At 31.7% G+C, this 17933-nt stretch carries 9 protein-coding genes; 1 reads left to right on the top strand and 8 read right to left on the bottom strand.

The features are described from left to right. From AC2A1C_RS08240 to AC2A1C_RS08210, 7 genes are all read right to left on the bottom strand, one after another. The gene (locus AC2A1C_RS08240) at positions 1–4515 is read right to left on the bottom strand and encodes a TonB-dependent receptor plug domain-containing protein (RefSeq protein WP_484025157.1); all 4515 of its coding nucleotides are present in this window, start codon (positions 4513–4515) and stop codon (positions 1–3) included. Between the two features lie 10 nt (positions 4516–4525). Next, entirely contained in the window at positions 4526–7315 is a 2790-nt protein-coding gene (locus AC2A1C_RS08235) for a hypothetical protein (protein WP_484025155.1), read from the bottom strand. Between the two features lie 157 nt (positions 7316–7472). Next, complete coding sequence (locus tag AC2A1C_RS08230) at positions 7473–9902, bottom strand: alpha-ketoacid dehydrogenase subunit alpha/beta (RefSeq protein ID WP_484025153.1); 2430 nt, start codon at positions 9900–9902, stop codon at positions 7473–7475. Positions 9903–10338: 436 nt separating this feature from the next. Beyond that, the gene (locus AC2A1C_RS08225; RefSeq protein ID WP_484025151.1) at positions 10339–11214 is read right to left on the bottom strand and encodes a YitT family protein; all 876 of its coding nucleotides are present in this window, start codon (positions 11212–11214) and stop codon (positions 10339–10341) included. A gap of 8 nt (positions 11215–11222) precedes the next feature. Then, positions 11223–11801 (bottom strand): HD domain-containing protein, encoded by a 579-nt coding sequence (locus tag AC2A1C_RS08220; protein WP_484025149.1) that lies wholly within the window; start codon positions 11799–11801, stop codon positions 11223–11225. A gap of 17 nt (positions 11802–11818) precedes the next feature. Then, complete coding sequence (locus AC2A1C_RS08215; RefSeq protein WP_484025147.1) at positions 11819–13804, bottom strand: adenylate/guanylate cyclase domain-containing protein; 1986 nt, start codon at positions 13802–13804, stop codon at positions 11819–11821. Between the two features lie 7 nt (positions 13805–13811). After that, positions 13812–16145: an adenylate/guanylate cyclase domain-containing protein gene (locus AC2A1C_RS08210; RefSeq protein WP_484025145.1), complete on the bottom strand. Its 2334-nt coding sequence runs from the start codon at positions 16143–16145 to the stop codon at positions 13812–13814. Between the two features lie 397 nt (positions 16146–16542). On the opposite strand from AC2A1C_RS08210, the gene AC2A1C_RS08205 reads away from it, so the two are divergent. Next, complete coding sequence (locus AC2A1C_RS08205) at positions 16543–16836, top strand: winged helix-turn-helix transcriptional regulator (protein ID WP_484025143.1); 294 nt, start codon at positions 16543–16545, stop codon at positions 16834–16836. A gap of 73 nt (positions 16837–16909) precedes the next feature. Here AC2A1C_RS08205 and AC2A1C_RS08200 read toward each other — a convergent pair whose 3' ends face one another. Further along, on the bottom strand, positions 16910–17887 hold the full coding sequence (locus AC2A1C_RS08200; RefSeq protein ID WP_484025141.1) for a polyprenyl synthetase family protein: 978 nt from the start codon (positions 17885–17887) through the stop codon (positions 16910–16912). Positions 17888–17933: the final 46 nt, after the last annotated feature.

The raw sequence follows: 17933 nt of genomic DNA, 5'->3' as shown, positions 1-17933 counted from the left end.
TTATTCTATAATTGATACTTTAGTTCCTTCTGCCCAATTTTTATTTTCCGGAGTATAATAAAGATAAACATTGCTCGATTTCCCGATATATTTGCCCAAAAATTCTGCTTTCAGGTCAAGATTTATAATTTTACTTTCATTCCGATGCATATTCTCCCAGTATACAACCAAATAATTATCAAAAATTTCATAATACGAAAACTGCTTTTTCTCCTGCATCTCCTTTAAAAGATTAGGTTGTAAAGATAATCCGGCAGGAATTCCGATTTTTGCCATTACCATTGGAAGTTCATAAGGAAGTTTGTTTGTGACTTCCACTTTCATTCTGTTGATATCCCCAATCTTCGAAACAGAATCTGACAATGAAGTAGAAATTTTAACTTCTGTATTATCATTAACAGGTGGCTGCAAAGTGTAATAATTCCAAGAAAGAGAATATGAAAACCCTTGTCCGGAACTACTTTTTACACTAAAAACATTTTCATCTTGAATGTATTCCGAAATATCATATTCATTGTTATATTTTATACCCAGATCAAGAGATTTTCCATTGATGGAAAAATACTGATCAGCTTTTCCGATGCTTATTTTATTCTGAATATAATATTGAGAAAGAGCCTCTAAATATAAAGCTGTAGATTGTGTAGAACCATATAGGTTTTTAGTCGTAAGCATATCTACAACATCAGAAACAAAATCAGTACTGGTGCTTTTGTCTTTCATCAAAGCCAATAGATAAAGCGCTAATGTTTCAGATTTCAAAGAATTTCCAGACGAGCCTGTCATACTTGTTCCAGAAATTATTTTATTTTTACGGAATTGAGCATTAAGAATAGAAATTAAATATTCATAGTCTTCCGTTTTTCCAAGAAAATACGCAGTATTGGCTAAAAGTGCTGTTTGGTAAGAATCTTGGGTTTGCTTTATCCGTAATATACTTGTTTGATATTCTTTTTCAATTTCATTCCCAATTCCGTTTCGTGAGAGTGCATATAAAACATAAGCTTGTTGCGCCCATCCTAGTTCCTTACTATAAAAATATTGGTTATTATAATCTATGGTACTGAATGTTCCGCTTCCGTTTCGTTTTGAAAGAATATAACGTTTAATTCTCTCCATAAGGTTCGGATTTACATAAATCATTTTTTTAAGTTCGGAAAATTCTAACAAAGCAAAAGCACTGATGGAAATATTCGGAGTAGAAGACTGAAAATATCCGAAGCCACCTTCCTGAAGCTCATATCCGGACATTTTCGAGAAACCTCTTTTTAATTTTCTTATTGCCTTTTCTTTAATATCTTCAGAAAGATTTCCTCTGCTTTTTTGATAATCAAGAATAAAAATATTAGGATAAACAGTAGAAGAAAGCTGCTCGAAACAACCATGAGGTTCATCTGTAAGTCTTTCCAAATTGTTGAACATCATTGTTGCAATATCTTTATATACAATCAGTTTTGCAGAGACACTTCCTGGTACATGTTCCGGAAGTCGGAAATTCAAAAGTGTATCTTTCCGGCTGAATAAGGATAAACGATTTGGAAATCCTTTTTCTTCAACTTTCAAAGGCAGAATTACAGTTTCTCTCTCATCTCCAGAATTAATAACAAAACTGATGTTGGAATTTACTTTCTGTCCGGTTTCCAAAGGAACAACAACACGTTTAGATTCCAAAGGTTTCAATACAGCTATGGAATCATATTTTTTAAGAACAATTTTTTTGGGAACTACAGAACGTATTTCTAATTTTTTTTCGGAGCCCGAATTATTTTTTAAAACCAAACTTATTTCCGGCTGATCAGCCATTGTTAAATACGGCGGAATCTTTGCATCAGCAGAAATACTGCTTTGTGCAGCGTAGGTTTTCTCTTCTCTTCCCACAAGTCCGTTACTACCAATACCTTCGGAAATCATTCTAAATGTAGTAGTTGCGTCCGAATTGTAAAATTCTACCTTCGCTTTCCCATTTTTATCTGTCTGAATAATAGGATTCCAATAAATAGTTTCGCGATAATCATGACGATAAGGTGTCGATACTTTTTTATAAATAGGATAGCTAAATAGCCTGCTCCATGAAAATTTTTTCAAACTATCATTCCGAATATCCTTAACTGCAAAATATTTTTTCGCCGTAAGATCCAAATTAATTTGAAAATTTTTAGGAGATTTTGAAGTAATTATTATCACTCCATTTGCTCCCCTACTTCCGTATAATGATGTTGCGGAAGCATCCTTCAAAACCGTAACAGTACTTATATTTTCCACATTAATATTGCCTACAAACTGAGTTAGAGGAACTCCGTCTACAACATATAACGGATCATTTCCCGAAGAAAGACCGGAAATTCCCCGAATCAGAATTTTTTCAGAATTTCCAGCAACTCCTGAATTTGGTGTAATAACAATACCGGAAACTTTCCCAGAAAGTGTATTGGAAAGACTATTACTGCTAAGATTCGAATTGGAAATATTCAAAGTACTAAAACTGAGAGACTGCTTAATTCCTAAACCTGTAATAACAACTGCTTCTTCAATATCTTTTGTTTTCATTGTAGTATCTGATTTGGAATACCCATGTTTAGTGATTGCTTTATTCATCACTTTTGAGTCGGAAAATATTTTATTTTTCAAATTTTCCCGAACTATTTCTTCAACATCTACATTCTTAGGATTTTGCTTTTCTGATATGGGATTGGCGTCCAGATCATAAGAAAGAATTTTCACTTTTACCTCTTGCTTAGGTGCTTTGGATTTTGCTATTATTCTGTTTACTTTATTTTCATCTAAATTGTTGAAATAAAATTTGCCTTCTTTAGTGGTCGTTTGTTCCAATATTTTATTTGATGAACCTGAAATTTCAATAAGATAAACATCTGCTTCCACCGGATGATCTTTTTCATCTTCCACAATTCCGTAAATACCGTTAAATTGTTCCGGCAAATATTTGAAAGCATTTTTTTCGAGCACTTCAGGAAGCAGTTCAAAATAACGGTAACCATTGGTAAGCATGAGAAGATCAAGAGATTTCGGAGCTTTCATTTCATCTTTTTTGAAATAAAAATTAGGTTCCTCAATTTTTCCGCTAAGTTCAGAACTCATAAAAAGCCATGAAATAATATCATCTTGTTTATCATCAGCATAAGTCCAAAGTTTATCATCCACAACGCTTAGAGCTAGATTAGCAGGAATGGGATTTCCTTTTTCATCTTTGGTTTCCAGCTCCAATTGCACTTTTTCGCGGGGCAAGAAATATTTTTTGGAAATATTGAGATTCACATATAATTTCTTGTCGGCATTTAGAAAGACAACTCTTTCCGCCAAAGGTTTTATAGCATTGTAAACTGTAAAACACGCAATTCCGGCAGGAAAATTTTCAATATCTACAGAAATTTTATTCTGTCCTCTATTCAACATCACTTCTTTTTCAAAATATGAGATTCCTCTTGCAGAACCTACAATTTTTATAGCTTGACTTTCAGACGATTGCAAAATAATATCTAAGAAATTTTCGGCTTTTTCTACATTCAACATTACTCCGTTATCTACTGCTTTTGGAAGCTCAAATATCTGAGAATTTTCAGCAGAAGTAATCCTTGCATAATAAGAATTTCCGGAAACCGGCAAAAACTGAAATTCTCCCATTCCAAAATGATATGCAGAAAATTCAGCTACTTTATTATTTTTATTGTCATAGACAATTCCGCTAACATCGACAGGTTTTCCAAATTCGTCCATAGCTTTGAATGCAATATTCGTTTTGAAATTGTTTACAAAACTTCCACCTTCCGGAAAAAATTTCAGATCAATTTTATTTAAAACTACGGGAATATTTTTGGAAACAGATTCTTCAAAACCATCATAACTGACCTTTACATTCAATAATGCATCATTGGATTTCAGATTTTCCGGCAATCGAAATTTTATGATCGATTTTCCATTTCTATCTGTTTTCAAAACATTATTTTCTATTTCTTTTCCTTCAAAAAACACTTCATATTTTGCTGTATAAAAACCAATCGGTGTATCTGCAAGGCTTCTCATAGAAAATTCTGCCAATACTTCATCTCCGGAACCATATCCTTTTTTGGGAAAATCTAATTTCATTAAAACTCGTGGAGAAACAATTTTCTGAACTTTAATTTCTTTTTCAAAAAAATTTTTTCCCTTTTCATTCTGAGTCCAATTGGTATAAGCTCGTAGTTTATAAAGTCCACCCTTAAAATCTTCACCCAAATCTATACTTCCTGTTGCATATCCATCCATAATCTTGTGATTAAGGGTTTGGGCTATATTTCCCGAAGGTTCTATAAGTTGTAATTTTACAACTTTACTTTTATCTGTCGGAGTATTATCTTTTCCATTTACGATTGATATTTTGTAATAGATTATTTCTCCCGGTTTATAAAATACATGATTGGTCTGGAGATACACTTTCTCTTTTTCATAGCTATTGGTTACACTTTGGGAAAAGCATACAGAAAACAAGAACAAAAATAAAAAACCTACATATTTTGCCATACTTCAATTTTTAAAAATCATAAGAGATACCAACTCCGTAACCAGTATAATTCGGAAGATTGAAAAAATCCAAACCTTGTCCGTTTTCAGTATTGTAAAAACTTTGGAGCGGATCTACTCCAGTGTATTTTCTCCACAGATAAAGATTGGAAACATACGCCGAAATATTAATTTTATTGGTATAATAATTTTGTGACAATCGAAAATCTGCACTTAAAGAAATGGTATTGATCTTCACAAAATCTGCATCTTCAATATACTCTTCCGGAACACCTGTCATCCCATAACGAACCCATCGGTTTTTATCTACAGAAAGATTGGGATTGTAAAAATCTACGCTTAAAGTATTTGGGTTTCCTGATTGATCAATTCCTTGAAAAACAAAATTTTTCACACTTCTTAATTCGCCTGAAAGATAAGATCTTCCATAATAATCAAGAGCAGCTTGTGTTCCGTTCCATATTTGTCCACCTTTCTGCCATTCCCAATCAATCGAAAGTCTCCAATTTCTAAAACTTAAATTATGATTTATTTTAAAGGAAAAATCAGGAATAGGATTTGCCAAAACTTTAAGATTATTGCTTTTAATAGGAAAACCATCGGATCCAATAATAAGCTGTCCATTTTGGTTTCTTTCAAAATAATTTCCAACTATACTTCCAAATACTTCGCCTTTTACCAAACCTTTATAAATATTGGAGAAACCGATAACCGGATGATAATCAAAACCATTTTTTACATTATCTACCACATCATTGAATTTGAAAAAAGAAACAGAACTGTTGAAACGTACATCTTGGTTAGCTATAATATTAGTATATTCAAGTTTCACATCAAAACCATCATAAGTATGATCAGCCATATTCTGAAGGTAAAGTCTTCCAAAACTGAAGAAAGGAAGAACATCATTATAAATTTTAGTTTTGAAGTAATCTGCTCTCAAATTGAGACGGTAAAAAGGACGGAATTCTAATCCAAAATAATATTTATTCTTGTCGATATTTTGCAGACCATTGAATGTCTCCACTTCATTTACAGGAAAATACGATAAGTTCTGTTGCGGTGTAATCTGTGTAACAGCATAATAAGCATAAGAATTGGTAAGTGATATTTCTTCCGTATTTTTAGAATATCCACCATAAAAATTCACATTCATTCTTGAATTAAAAATATTTTGCAATTCGATTTTTCCATTAAGATTCGGAAGCCAGTACTCATTTTTCAGAGAAGTAGTGGAAGAATAAAAATTGTTTCCGATATTAAAATTCATTATCATCCAATCAAAAACCAGTTTAGGATTATAGTTAAAAATAAATTCTCGGATCGTTCTTTTATAATTATAATCGGAAAAATTAAAAGAATATCCTATACTGTTCCGACTTTCCCGAATTATATATTTTGCAAAGAAATAATTCTTGAATTCATAATTTCCTAATTCATAGTTTAATGTTGCATCTGCTGATTTATTTTCTACATTTTGATTCCGAGAAGTATCAATTCCTGATGAAAAAAAAGCTGTAGTCGGTAGATAAAAATCATGATTATAGGTCGTATTTTTTTCATAATTTCCAGAAAAAGAAAGTTTTAAATCTTGCCAAAATCTTTTTTCCAAATTCAATGAAAAAATATTCTGTCGAGATCTTGCATTGAATTTTTGACCGTCGTCTAAAAGAAAGTAAGGATTATCATTAAAAGCATTAAAACTTCGCTGGTTTCCATTGCTTAATGTTTTATTCTGAATATTATTAAAAGAAATAGGAGTAAGTAACGAACTTTGATAGATCCTATTGAAATACGCTATTCTATTGGTATTGGTAGCATTCGCATCATAAAAATTATAATTGGCACTTATTTTAAAATCTCTGAAATTAAAAATAAGAGTAGAACTTAATTGATTATTTCTGGAAAATTCATTTCCAAAAAAAAGAGGCTCTTTGGTATGTCCAAATTTCAGGCGAATCTCACTGACGTTATTACCATCAAGTCTTAAAGCTGAATTTAAGCTCAAGAAATTAGAAAATTTAATAAGAGGTTTTATGATCGTATTATCATAAGATTTAGCAGAAGTTACAGCGTTTTCAATTGAGACAAGATTTCCGTTGACATCATATTCATTAGATATTCCGTTGAAACCAAGTGTAGAAATTTCAGGACCAAAACTAAAAATCTCTCCGGTATTAGGACCTTTCCAAATGAGATTACCATTTTCCGAACGACCCTGAACAAAAAGATTTTGAAGTTTTGGAATGCCATTTTGCATTTTTACTTCCGACATCGTTGTAAAATTTCCGTTAATACTTAAAATTTTATTTTTAAGAGCTTTAATCAATACAAGGCTATCATTTTTAATTTCAATTTTCTTAACTCCATAACTATAATAGGAATAGTTGGAATTTTTCGTAGTTATTTTAGCCTTTTCATGGAAATCAAAGGGATTTTTTAAAGAATCAATATGTTTTATTTTTTCAGTATATTCCTTATTTATAATTGGTTGTGCCATATCGTACTCCGTCCTTTTTGTCAGAATATTTTTTAATTCATAAAGTTCATAGTTCATCACTACTCTGATGTTATTTCCTCCATTCCAAACAAGTGTATCATAGGCTTTAGCTTCAATTATTGCATAGCCCTCGCTATCAGTATATTCAATAATTCCGGAAGTTTTATTGGTGACTGCAAGTTGGTTTTGCGGATGCTTTTTATCATTGAAAAAATATCCTTCGTAATACAACTGAGAATCCTGTGCAAAAAAATTTGCATGAAACAATACGAAAAAATAAAGGGTAAAAATATACTTCATATAAATCCGACTCTTATACTAATGATGCTGATACTATAAAAATGGTTGGAAAATCAGAAAAATTAACATTGTGCATTGTAAATTTATAAATAATTTTCAAATAAAAATCGCTGAATTTCCTTTAAATTCAGCGATTAAAAATATCTATAGTACAAATTTATATCCTCGGAAATTTTCCCGGATTGCTTTCATTAAAAATTTCATACACCCTTTCCACAATATCATCCACCGAAGGTTTGCTGAAGTAATCTCCGTCACTTGCATAAGCAGGTCTGTGATTTTTTGCAGAAATTGTCACCGGATCAGAGTCTAAATATCTGAATGCTTTTTGCTTTTCTAAAATTTGCTGAAGAATGAAAGCTGAAGTTCCGCCTTCTACATCTTCGTCTATTACCACTAATCGGTTGGTTTTCTTTACACTTTCGGCTATTTCATTCGATAAATCAAATGGAATCAAAGATTGGATATCAATCACTTCTGCAGAAATTCCTAATTTTTCCAATTCATTTGCAGCTTCGGTTACAACTTTCCAAGTAGAACCATAGGTTACTAATGTGATATCCGTTCCTTGCTTCGTTACTTCAATTTTTCCAACAGGAACGGTGAATTCACCCAAATTATCAGGCTGCTTTTCTTTCAATCTGTATCCGTTCAGACATTCTACAATCACTGCCGGTTCGTCACTTTGAAGCATCGTGTTATAAAATCCTGCTGCTTTTGTAAGATCTCTCGGAACCAAAATGTTAATCCCTTTTGATAAATTTAAAATTCCTGCCATTGGAGAACCGGAATGCCAAATTCCTTCCAATCTGTGTCCACGAGTTCTGATAATTACCGGAGCTTTTTGTCCACCTTTTGTTCTGTACTGAACGGTAGCCAAATCATCACTCATTCCCTGCAAACAATACAAAATATAATCAAGATATTGAATTTCTGCAATTGGTCGCAAACCTCTCATAGCCATACCAATTCCTTGTCCGAGAATGGTAGCCTCCCGAATTCCCGTATCAGCAATACGAACTTCCCCATATTTTTCCTGCATTCCTTCTAATCCCTGATTGACATCGCCGATATTTCCGGCATCTTCTCCGAAAACCAGAGTTTCAGGATATTTTTCAAAAATTTTGTCAAAATTATTCCGAACTACCACCCTTCCGTCTACTTCTTCGGAATATTCGGAATAGATTGGTTTTACTTCTTTTACATTAGTTGCCTTCCATTGGGATTCAGAATACAAATGAGAAGAGTAATGATCTTTTTCTATTTCTGAAATTTCGTTGTACACAGATTTAAGCGCCTGTCTTTCGGAAGAATGATTACCTCTTGTCAAAAGAAGAGCTTTTCTTACCAAATGAAACACATCTCTTTTAGAAACGGAAATAATCGAATTGAAATGACTAATTGCATTCTGAATTTCAGAATTTTGAGATTTGAGGCTTTCTACAAAAGGAAGCACTTTATTTTTCAAATCCGAAATGGTTTTCTGATAGGCTTCCCAAGCTTTCTTTTGTCCTTCTTTTACTGTTCTTTTGGCTTCTGTATCAATAGCTTCCAATTGTTCTTTAGGAGCAAGAATTTCTTCTTTACCCTCCATTTCCACAGTGTAATTTAGAATCCATTCTTTCAATTTTTCCAAACCATCAAAATCTGTCTCAAAACCCAATCTGTCATGTGTTTTATATCTTTCATGCGATCCGGAAGTGGAATGACCTTGCGGTTGTGTAACTTCCACAACGTGTACTACAACAGGAATACTTTCGTGCCTTGCAAAATGTTCAGCCTTTGCATAAGCGTCCAATAAAGCCGGATAATCCCAAGCTTTCACCTGAATAATTTCACAACCTTGATTTTCTCCTTCGTTTCTCTGAAAACCGGAAAGCATTTCAGAAATATCCACCTTTGCTCTTTGATTGTGTGTAGGAACCGAAATTCCGTATCCATCATCCCAAATCGAAATAATCATCGGAACCTGTAAAGCACAAGCAGCATTCAAAGTTTCCCAAAAATGTCCTTCTGCAGTGGAAGCATCGCCAATAGTTCCAAAAGCTACTTCGTTTCCGTTATTTGAAAATTTTTCCGAACCTTCAAATTTTACCGATTTAAAAATTTTGGAAGCATGAGCCAAACCTAACAATCTTGGCATTTGTCCCGCAGTTGGTGAAATATCGGATGAAATATTTTTAATTTTTGTTAAATCTTTCCAGCTTCCGTCTTCATTCAAACTTCTGGTTGCAAAATGCCCATTCATTTGTCTTCCTGCTGAAGCAGGTTCGCGTTCTACACTTGTGTCAGCATATAATTGTGCAAAAAAACTTTCGATAGAAAGTGCACCAACAGCCATTGCAAAGGTCTGATCTCTATAATATCCGGAACGCCAATCTCCATCTCTGAAAACCTTTGACATTGCCAATTGCGGAAGCTCTTTTCCGTCTCCGAAAATTCCGAATTTGGCTTTTCCTGTAAGCACTTCCCTTCTTCCTAAATAGGACATTTCCCGGGAAATACGAGCCAGTTTATAATCTTCAATAATGCTTTTTCTGAAGTCTTCAAAAGAAATTTGCTGGGTTTCGATATAGGTTTCCTGCATTGCAATTCTGATTTTTACAAATATAATAATTTTAGGAACTGTAAATTTTAAAAAATTATAGAAAATTAATTTTAATCAAAAAAAATTAAAAAATTGATAATTAGTATCAATGCTATAATTTTAACTCTAACGAATAAAACTAATGAAGGAAAAACCATCTTATATTTTTAAGTGCATCCCGCAATATGATTGATTCTATCTGATAATTATCACTTCTCTCAGAATCACAGAAACAGCATAAGAAATATATATTGATAATCTTTCGGGAATTGCAAGTATACACTTGATTATAAGCTGTTTTCTTCCATTTTTAGCTACTCAGTTTTATCATGTGAAATCAGAAAAAAAATACGAAAAAATTGCGGATTATCCATTTATCGCTGCATTAATTCCATCTGATTTCGGATTTCGAAAATGTACTACTTAAAAAAATGTATTAATGCTTCACAATTTCCTTTACAATTCCACCTTGTGGTTCACGAACGGTTTGGGTAAAGATAAATGCTTTCGGATCTATGGTTTTTACAATATTTTGCAATCTGCGGACTTCTAAACGAGTCACAATCGTGAAAATAATATCTACATCTGCACTTTGTTCAAAGGTTTCTTTCATAAAACCTCTTTCACCTTTGTAAACGGTAATTCCTCTATTTAAAGTAAGAACCAAAGCCTTCTTAATTTCTTCACTATTTCCCGAAACAATAGTCACTCCGGTGTACGCTTCTATTCCTTCAATCACATATTTTGTGATTTGGCTCGCAATAATGTAGGTAAGAATTGCATATAAAGCAGTTTCTACTTTTAAAAATAATGCCGCAATGATGAAGATAATCATATTCATCCCAAGAATAATTTCAGTAATGCTAAAACTACTTTTCTTAAACGTCATCAATGCTAAAACTTCCATTCCGTCAAAAGTTCCGCCGCCTCTCATACACAAACCAATACCAATTCCCATGAAAAATCCTCCGAACATTGCTACCAATAATTTGTCATGGGTAAGTTCAGGAAAATTGACGAAATGCATGATTAAAGCAATTAAAATAATCGTTACCATACTTCTAATTGCGAAAAATTTCCCTACTTTGAAATAAGCTAAAATAATGAAAGGAATATTCAATAATATTAAAAGCAGTCCTAAATTGATGTGCTTTACTTCGTGAATCAAAAGTGAAACACCGGTAACACCACCATCCAAAAAATGATTAGGAACCAGAAAACTTTTCAGGGCAAAACTTGCCGAAATAACTCCTAAAACCAAATAAATAATATCTGATAATGTAAATAATGAACCTTGTGATTTCGAACTCATAGTATAAATTACTTTAATTTAGATTTTATAATTTCTAAATTTTCTTGTTTTTTTTGATTTCTGCTTTTAATTGCAGTTTGGGTAAAGAAATGATGGTTTTCCAAAAATTTTTCTTGCAAGAGATTCCAATCCCGTTCGGAGTTTACGATTCCAAACATCGTAAGCTCATCGAACAATTTATCGCCAATAGTAAAAAAATCGTCTCTTCCCAAATAATCCAAATCGGCATCTGCTAAAATTTCTTCCAAATGATTTTTAGGCGATTGCGGAATTTTAGTAGCCATTATCATTCCTTTTATTTTGTCGATTTGAGTTTGAGTGTAGCCATAATCCAACAAATATTCTTGGGCAATTTCGCAGGATTTTTCTTCGTGATCTTTGGCTCCATACAAAAATCCGGTATCATGAAATAATGCTGCCGTTTTCAGAAGCATTAGATTCTCTTCATCTACACCTTCGGATTTTGCAATTTTTTCTACAGAATCTATAACATCTTTTACGTGCATCACACTGTGATAAGAAAGATGCTCCGGAAGATTTTCCTGAAGATTCTTTAAGATGATTTTTTTTATTTTATCGTATTCCATATTTTAAAATTAGGAAATTATTGAATGTTAATGATGTCTTTTGCAAAATACATATCCAGCTCGCCTTTTCCTTTCACTTCTATTTTTCCTCTGTATTCGCAGTCAATTTTTTCTTTTACCAATTGATAGGTAGAATCTGAGATGTTTACTTTTCCTTTTTGACTGTTTTGTTCCATTCTGGCAGCAGTATTCACTGTATCTCCCCAAATATCGTAGGCAAATTTTTTCACGCCGACAATCCCTGCAATCAGCGACCCCGAATTTACACCAATTCTGATATCTAAAGTATCCGGATTATATGTTTTTCTGTTTTCAATAAATTTAATGATGTCTAAAGCTGCCAAAACCGTTTGATAAGCGTGATCCGGATTTTGGTGTGGTAAACCGCAAACTGCCATATATGCATCTCCAATGGTTTTTATTTTTTCTAAACCGTGTTTTTCCATAATCATATCGAATGCAGTGAAACAATCATTCAGTTCTTTCAGCATTCTTTCAGCGCCCATTTTTTCAGAATTTTGGGTAAAACTCACAAAATCAGTAAACAAAACCGAAACTTCATCATAATATTTGGCTTCAGAACTCCCATTTTCTTTTAATTCTTCGGCTACTTCTTGAGGTAAAATATTGAGCAAAAGATTTTCGGTTTTTTGTTTTTCAACTTGTAATTCTTGTGTTCGTTCATCTACTTGTTTTTCAAGCAAATCGTTTTGATTTTGAAGAATTTGTTGCTTTTCTTGCTCTTGCTGAAGGTTGATTTCAGACAAACGATTTACTTCATCTAATTGTTTTTGCAAACTAAAATTAGTAGCACCAAATTGCCAAGCCAAATACGCCGAAATGGAAAGCGGAAAACTTATTATAACAATAATGGATAGTAAAGTTTTGTCTAATTTGTATCCTTCTAAACCAAAATTAAAAAGGGAAGATAAAACCAATATGATGATATAGCCTAAAAATGTGAGTAGACCACCACCTACAATATAGGCCTCTTTTTGCTTTCTTATAAAAGCACGAACAATAAGAAAAAACGATTCTATTATTACATAAAATAAAGAGAATGTAATAATTGCAATGGAAATTTTATTATTAAAATAATACAAAGCTAAAGCCGATAAATTGAGAACTGCAAAAATTTTGAATCTTAATTTTCGTCTTGCAAATATTACATTTACAAAACCCGAAAGAGAGATGGTAAATATGGTAAGTGCTAAAAACGTTTTAAAAACATTTTCATTGATAAGTTCAGGATCATCTAATTTTTTTAAATCGATAATAATGTAAGCCAAATAACTTATAGAAGCATTATACAACGAAAAGAAAAGATTGTATATTGCTTTTCTGTAAAATAAAAAAAGTAAAAGATGGATAAATGCCAAAGCCAAGAAAAAGCCAGTGATAAGCATTGCATATTGATAGAATTTTTCTTCCTTCTTTAAAACATCGTTGTAATATTGGTCTGCAGCTATTAATTTTAGAGTAAATAAATTGGTGGAAAAATGTATTATATCAGTAAGTTTAGACAAAGGGAAAGAATGATACCTAATTGCCAAAACGTGAGTTTCCGTATCTCCAAAAGAGATAAGAATAGGTTCATTTTTTTTGATCGCATATTTTGTTACTTTATTATTAGAAAATTCGCCTAATTGATTTATTTTTTTTCCGTCCAAAAATATTTCACAAGCACCTAATTGATCTATATCTACTTGAATAGGTTTATTAAGAAGTGTACTGTCAATTTTTATATAACTTCTCAAATAAAAGACATTAGCTTTAATATGCTTTCCAATTATATCTATTTCAAATTTTTTCCAGTCAGAATCATTATAGTTGGGTAAAACAGAAGCATTATCTTTTGTTTCTTTATAAATCCAAACAACTCCATTATCTTCATTTTTAAGACTGATAATCTGCGGCTTATCTTTAGAATATTGCGCAAACACCAAAACTTGAAAAAGAAAGAATGCAGCAAAAAGAATTTTATTTAAAATTAATTTCATCATTTTTTCATTAATTTTTATTTACAAAATACATATCCAATGCTCCTTTTCCTTTCACTTCTATCTTTCCACGATGTTCGCATTGGAAATTGTTTTTTACCAATTCATACGTAGAACCAGAAATATTGAGCTTTCCTTTTTGACTGTTTTGCTCCATTCTTGATGCTGTATTTACGGTGTCTCCCCAAATATCATAAGCAAATTTCTTCACGCCCACAATTCCCGCAATTACGGCTCCGGAATGAATTCCGATTCTAATATCCAAAGTGTTCGGATTATTGGCTTTTCTTTTTTGAATATAATCAATAATTTCCAAACCTGCATTCACTGCATTTTCGGCATGTTTTTCATTGGAAACCGGAAGTCCACTCACTGCAAGATATGCATCACCAATAGTTTTTATTTTTTCCAAACCATATTTTTCCATGATTTTATCAAATTCGGTAAAACAGATATTGAGTTCATTCAAAACTTCCTGAACGCCAATTTTTTCTGAATTTTGGGTAAAATTTACAAAATCTGTAAACAAAACCGAAACTTCATCATAATGTTTGGCACTGGTTTTTCCTTTTTCTTTCAGCTCGTCAGCAACTTCTTGCGGAAGAATATTGAGTAATAGATCTTCAGACTTTTTCTTTTCTTCAGCTATTTTTTTGTTGTCTTTACGTTTTTGGTTGTAAAAATACCCTGCAAAACCAAGCAATAAAAGTGATAAACCAGCACCAATTGCCCACATATTTTTTTGAGTTTTAGAACTTTCTAATTCTGCTCTGGAAATAGCATCTTTTTTTTCTTGATTAATTTTGGATAGTTTTTTTTCCTGAATATATTCTAGTTCTGCTGCTTTTTTTTGTTGAGCATACGCAACTTCTATTTCTCTGCGTTTTATATCTTCTTCTAAAAGCAATCTTTTCTTTTCGGCTTCGGTTTTGGCGGCAGCTTGTTTTTTCTCGTATTCAAATTTTAAGGCTTTGAGTTCGAGTTCTTTTTGTAGTTGAAGTCTTTTGGTTTCTTCCTGAAGTTTTATTCTCGCTCTTTCGTTGGCAACTTCGGTTTGAGATTCAAGATCAGAAAGATTTCTCATTTTTTCTAAACCGTAGGTTTCTTCATTCTTATCCTTTGCTTTTTTTAGGTAAAATAGAGATTTTTCATAATCTCCTAATTTTTCATAAGACTCCTGAAGAACATTATAGTTTTGAATAAAAACCTCAGAAGGTACAAAAGTTTTTAAATTTGAAAAATAATCTAAAATCTCAGATTGTTCTTTTGTAAGTTTTTGTAATTCTGCCTTTTTTATTTCATTATTTTTAAAATCAACCTCTTCATTTAATACTGTTTTTAAATCTATCAATCCTTTTTGGTGTAAGAAATAATAATACATGTAATCTTTCTCACTACTTAATTTCAAGGCTTTATCAATATAAAATTTTGCTTTTGCATATTCTTTTTGCTTATAACTAAGGTCAGAAAGAAAATAATAACCAAATTTTAAATTCTCATTCAATTTATGTTTTTCAAAATAGTTTTTCGCTTCTTCTAAATAAATACCTGCTTTTTCATATTGTTTGGTTTCTGTGTAAATGTCTCCCAAATACATTTTAGAATTGGCTATTTTCAGTTCATCTTTGCTTTTATTAGCAAGCTGTAAACATTCTTGTAAATAGTACTCGGCTTTTTTAAAATCTTTATTTTGCAAATAAAAGTTTCCGGCTAAAAAATATGCTGCGTCTAAATGTTTAGGAAAATTAGTTTTGGTAAATTCTATATAAGTGTTTAATGATTTATAGCCTTCTACAGGATTCTCTTGAATAAAATTGTTTTGAAATAATCTTTCATAAGCTACCAATACAAATTCTCTATTCTTAATTTTATTTTGATTGTAAAGATTTAATATTTGTTGGCAATAATCATTTGCCGCTTTATTGTTCTTTTTTACGGAATTGATGGTAGCTAAAAAATAATATGCAATAGCTCTTTTTTCATAATTTTCGGTTTTGTTAAGGTATTTTTCTGCTTCTGTTAGATACTTTTCACTATTTACAATATCCATTTTTTGCATCAAAAGGCTTCCAATAAATAAATTAGACCTTCCAATTTGTTCGGTATTATTTAGTTTTTGATAAATTGGTAGTCCCAGTTTTGAGTATACTAAAGCACTATCTATATTTTTATTATCAGAATATGTATTTCCTAATTCATTGTAAATTTTAGCTTTTTCTGCATCATTTTTCGCTAAAGCCAATTTGCTTTTCAGCTCTAAAATTTCTTTGGATTCTTGGGCATTTACTAAAAAAGAACCAAAAAACAGAGCTATTAGTATAATAGAAAATTGTTTACTTTTCAAAATATGGTTTTTCAATGATTGACAAAAATAGCAAAAGTTTCAGCTTTATTGCATTGGATCCACTGAAAATATTGTTTTCAAAAGAATCTTATATTAAAGAAATTGTTTAAATTTTTCTAAGCTGGATATAGCAAAATACTAAAGATAATATTAATCATAATAAGAAAAGCTCTCCCGCTTCACAGCGAAAGAGCCAACAGAAATGATGAAAAAAAATTTATTTAGCTTGAAAAAAAATTGTCAGATTAATATACATTTCATAACTTAGCATAAGTTTATGATGTTTTCATCTAAACTATAGATGCCAAATATTATATTAATTGCTTCTATTTTTTAGTAAATTTAGGTTAAAAAAAAACACAAACAAAGAAGTCAAAAAAAATTGACTACAAAAAAAATGGAAAATTCAGGAATCTGCCCAGCACAATCACTTTTAAAGTTACTTTCAGGAAAATGTAAACCTGAAATATTTCGTTTAGCTATACGTTCAGAATTACGCTTCAGCACACTGTTGCGTGATATTGAAGGATCCAATAAGCAATCATTGTCTATTGCTCTTAAAGAATTGGAAGAAGTAGATCTACTGCAAAAAGTAGTGATCAAAGAAAAACCTTTGCATATTGAATATTATTTGACAGAGAAAGGAAAATCCCTTATTCCGGTTTTTGAGCAATTAGAAGGATTGGTATAATTTCGTTATGAAATAACGATTCGTCTTGTTATGAAAATTTCCCGGCTCTGATTTTGAATTATCCGGAAAGTTTTTAGAATTTTCTTTCAATGACGTAGTCCAACATTAGATAAAGAGAATGTTTGGATGGTGAATCGGGAAATTCATTGAGAATATTTTTTGCTTTCTGCTGAAAATCTTTCATTACGGTAATAGCATAATCTAAACCGCCGGAACTTTTAACAAAATTAATAAGTTCCTTTACACGTTTTGGATCATTATTATAACGCTTTATTGTATTGAAATAATATTTTCTGTCTTTTTCATTTGCCATTTTTAAGGTATGAATCAAAGGCAGAGTCATTTTTTGTTCTTTAATATCAATTCCTACCGGTTTTCCGATAACGTTTGAACTTAAATAATCAAATAAATCGTCTTTAATTTGGAAAGCCATTCCTGTAAAAGTTCCGAAGTCTTGCATTTTTTTAGCAAGAGCTTCATCAGCGTTATTGGATAAAACACCTATTTCACAACAAGCCGCAATTAAGGTAGCGGTTTTTTGACGAATAATTTCATAATAAACATCTTCCGTAATATCCAGTTTTCTGGCTTTCTCTAATTGAAGAAGCTCACCTTCAGACATTTCTCTTATGGTTCTGGAAATCACGGATAGCAAATCGTAATCTTTATGATCGGTAGACAGTAAAACGGATTTCGACAAAAGATAATCTCCCACCAAAACGGCAATTTTGTTTTTCCAAAGTGCATTGATTGAGAAGAAATTTCTGCGTTTAAAACTTTCATCCACCACATCATCATGTACCAAAGTTGCGGTATGAATGAGCTCTATCATGGAAGCTCCTCGATAGGTTTTCTCATTTACTTCACCTATAAGTTTTGCACAAAGAAAAACAAACATAGGACGCATCTGTTTCCCTTTTGTAGTAACAATAAAACGGGTAACCTTATCCAGAAGTGGAACTTTGCTTTGCATGGATTCATAAAACTTTTGTTCAAAAAGTTTCATTTCTTCATTTATGGGACGCTTGATATCTTCTACAATATTTGGCAAAACAAGTATTAATTAAGTTTCGCAAATATAAAGCATTTCCACAACA

The organism is Chryseobacterium sp. HNCC26DJ241 (assembly GCF_057180505.1).
This window is presented reverse-complemented; position numbering and strand designations above follow the sequence as displayed.

What these genes read in the sequence shown, in the direction of transcription:
- AC2A1C_RS08240 (WP_484025157.1), bottom strand. Translation starts at nt 4,515, where the DNA reads ATGGCAAAATATGTAGGTTTTTTATTTTTGTTCTTGTTTTCTGTATGC.
- AC2A1C_RS08235 (WP_484025155.1), bottom strand. Translation starts at nt 7,315, where the DNA reads ATGAAGTATATTTTTACCCTTTATTTTTTCGTATTGTTTCATGCAAAT.
- AC2A1C_RS08230 (WP_484025153.1), bottom strand. Translation starts at nt 9,902, where the DNA reads ATGCAGGAAACCTATATCGAAACCCAGCAAATTTCTTTTGAAGACTTC.
- AC2A1C_RS08225 (WP_484025151.1), bottom strand. Translation starts at nt 11,214, where the DNA reads ATGAGTTCGAAATCACAAGGTTCATTATTTACATTATCAGATATTATT.
- AC2A1C_RS08220 (WP_484025149.1), bottom strand. Translation starts at nt 11,801, where the DNA reads ATGGAATACGATAAAATAAAAAAAATCATCTTAAAGAATCTTCAGGAA.
- AC2A1C_RS08215 (WP_484025147.1), bottom strand. Translation starts at nt 13,804, where the DNA reads ATGATGAAATTAATTTTAAATAAAATTCTTTTTGCTGCATTCTTTCTT.
- AC2A1C_RS08205 (WP_484025143.1), top strand. Translation starts at nt 16,543, where the DNA reads ATGGAAAATTCAGGAATCTGCCCAGCACAATCACTTTTAAAGTTACTT.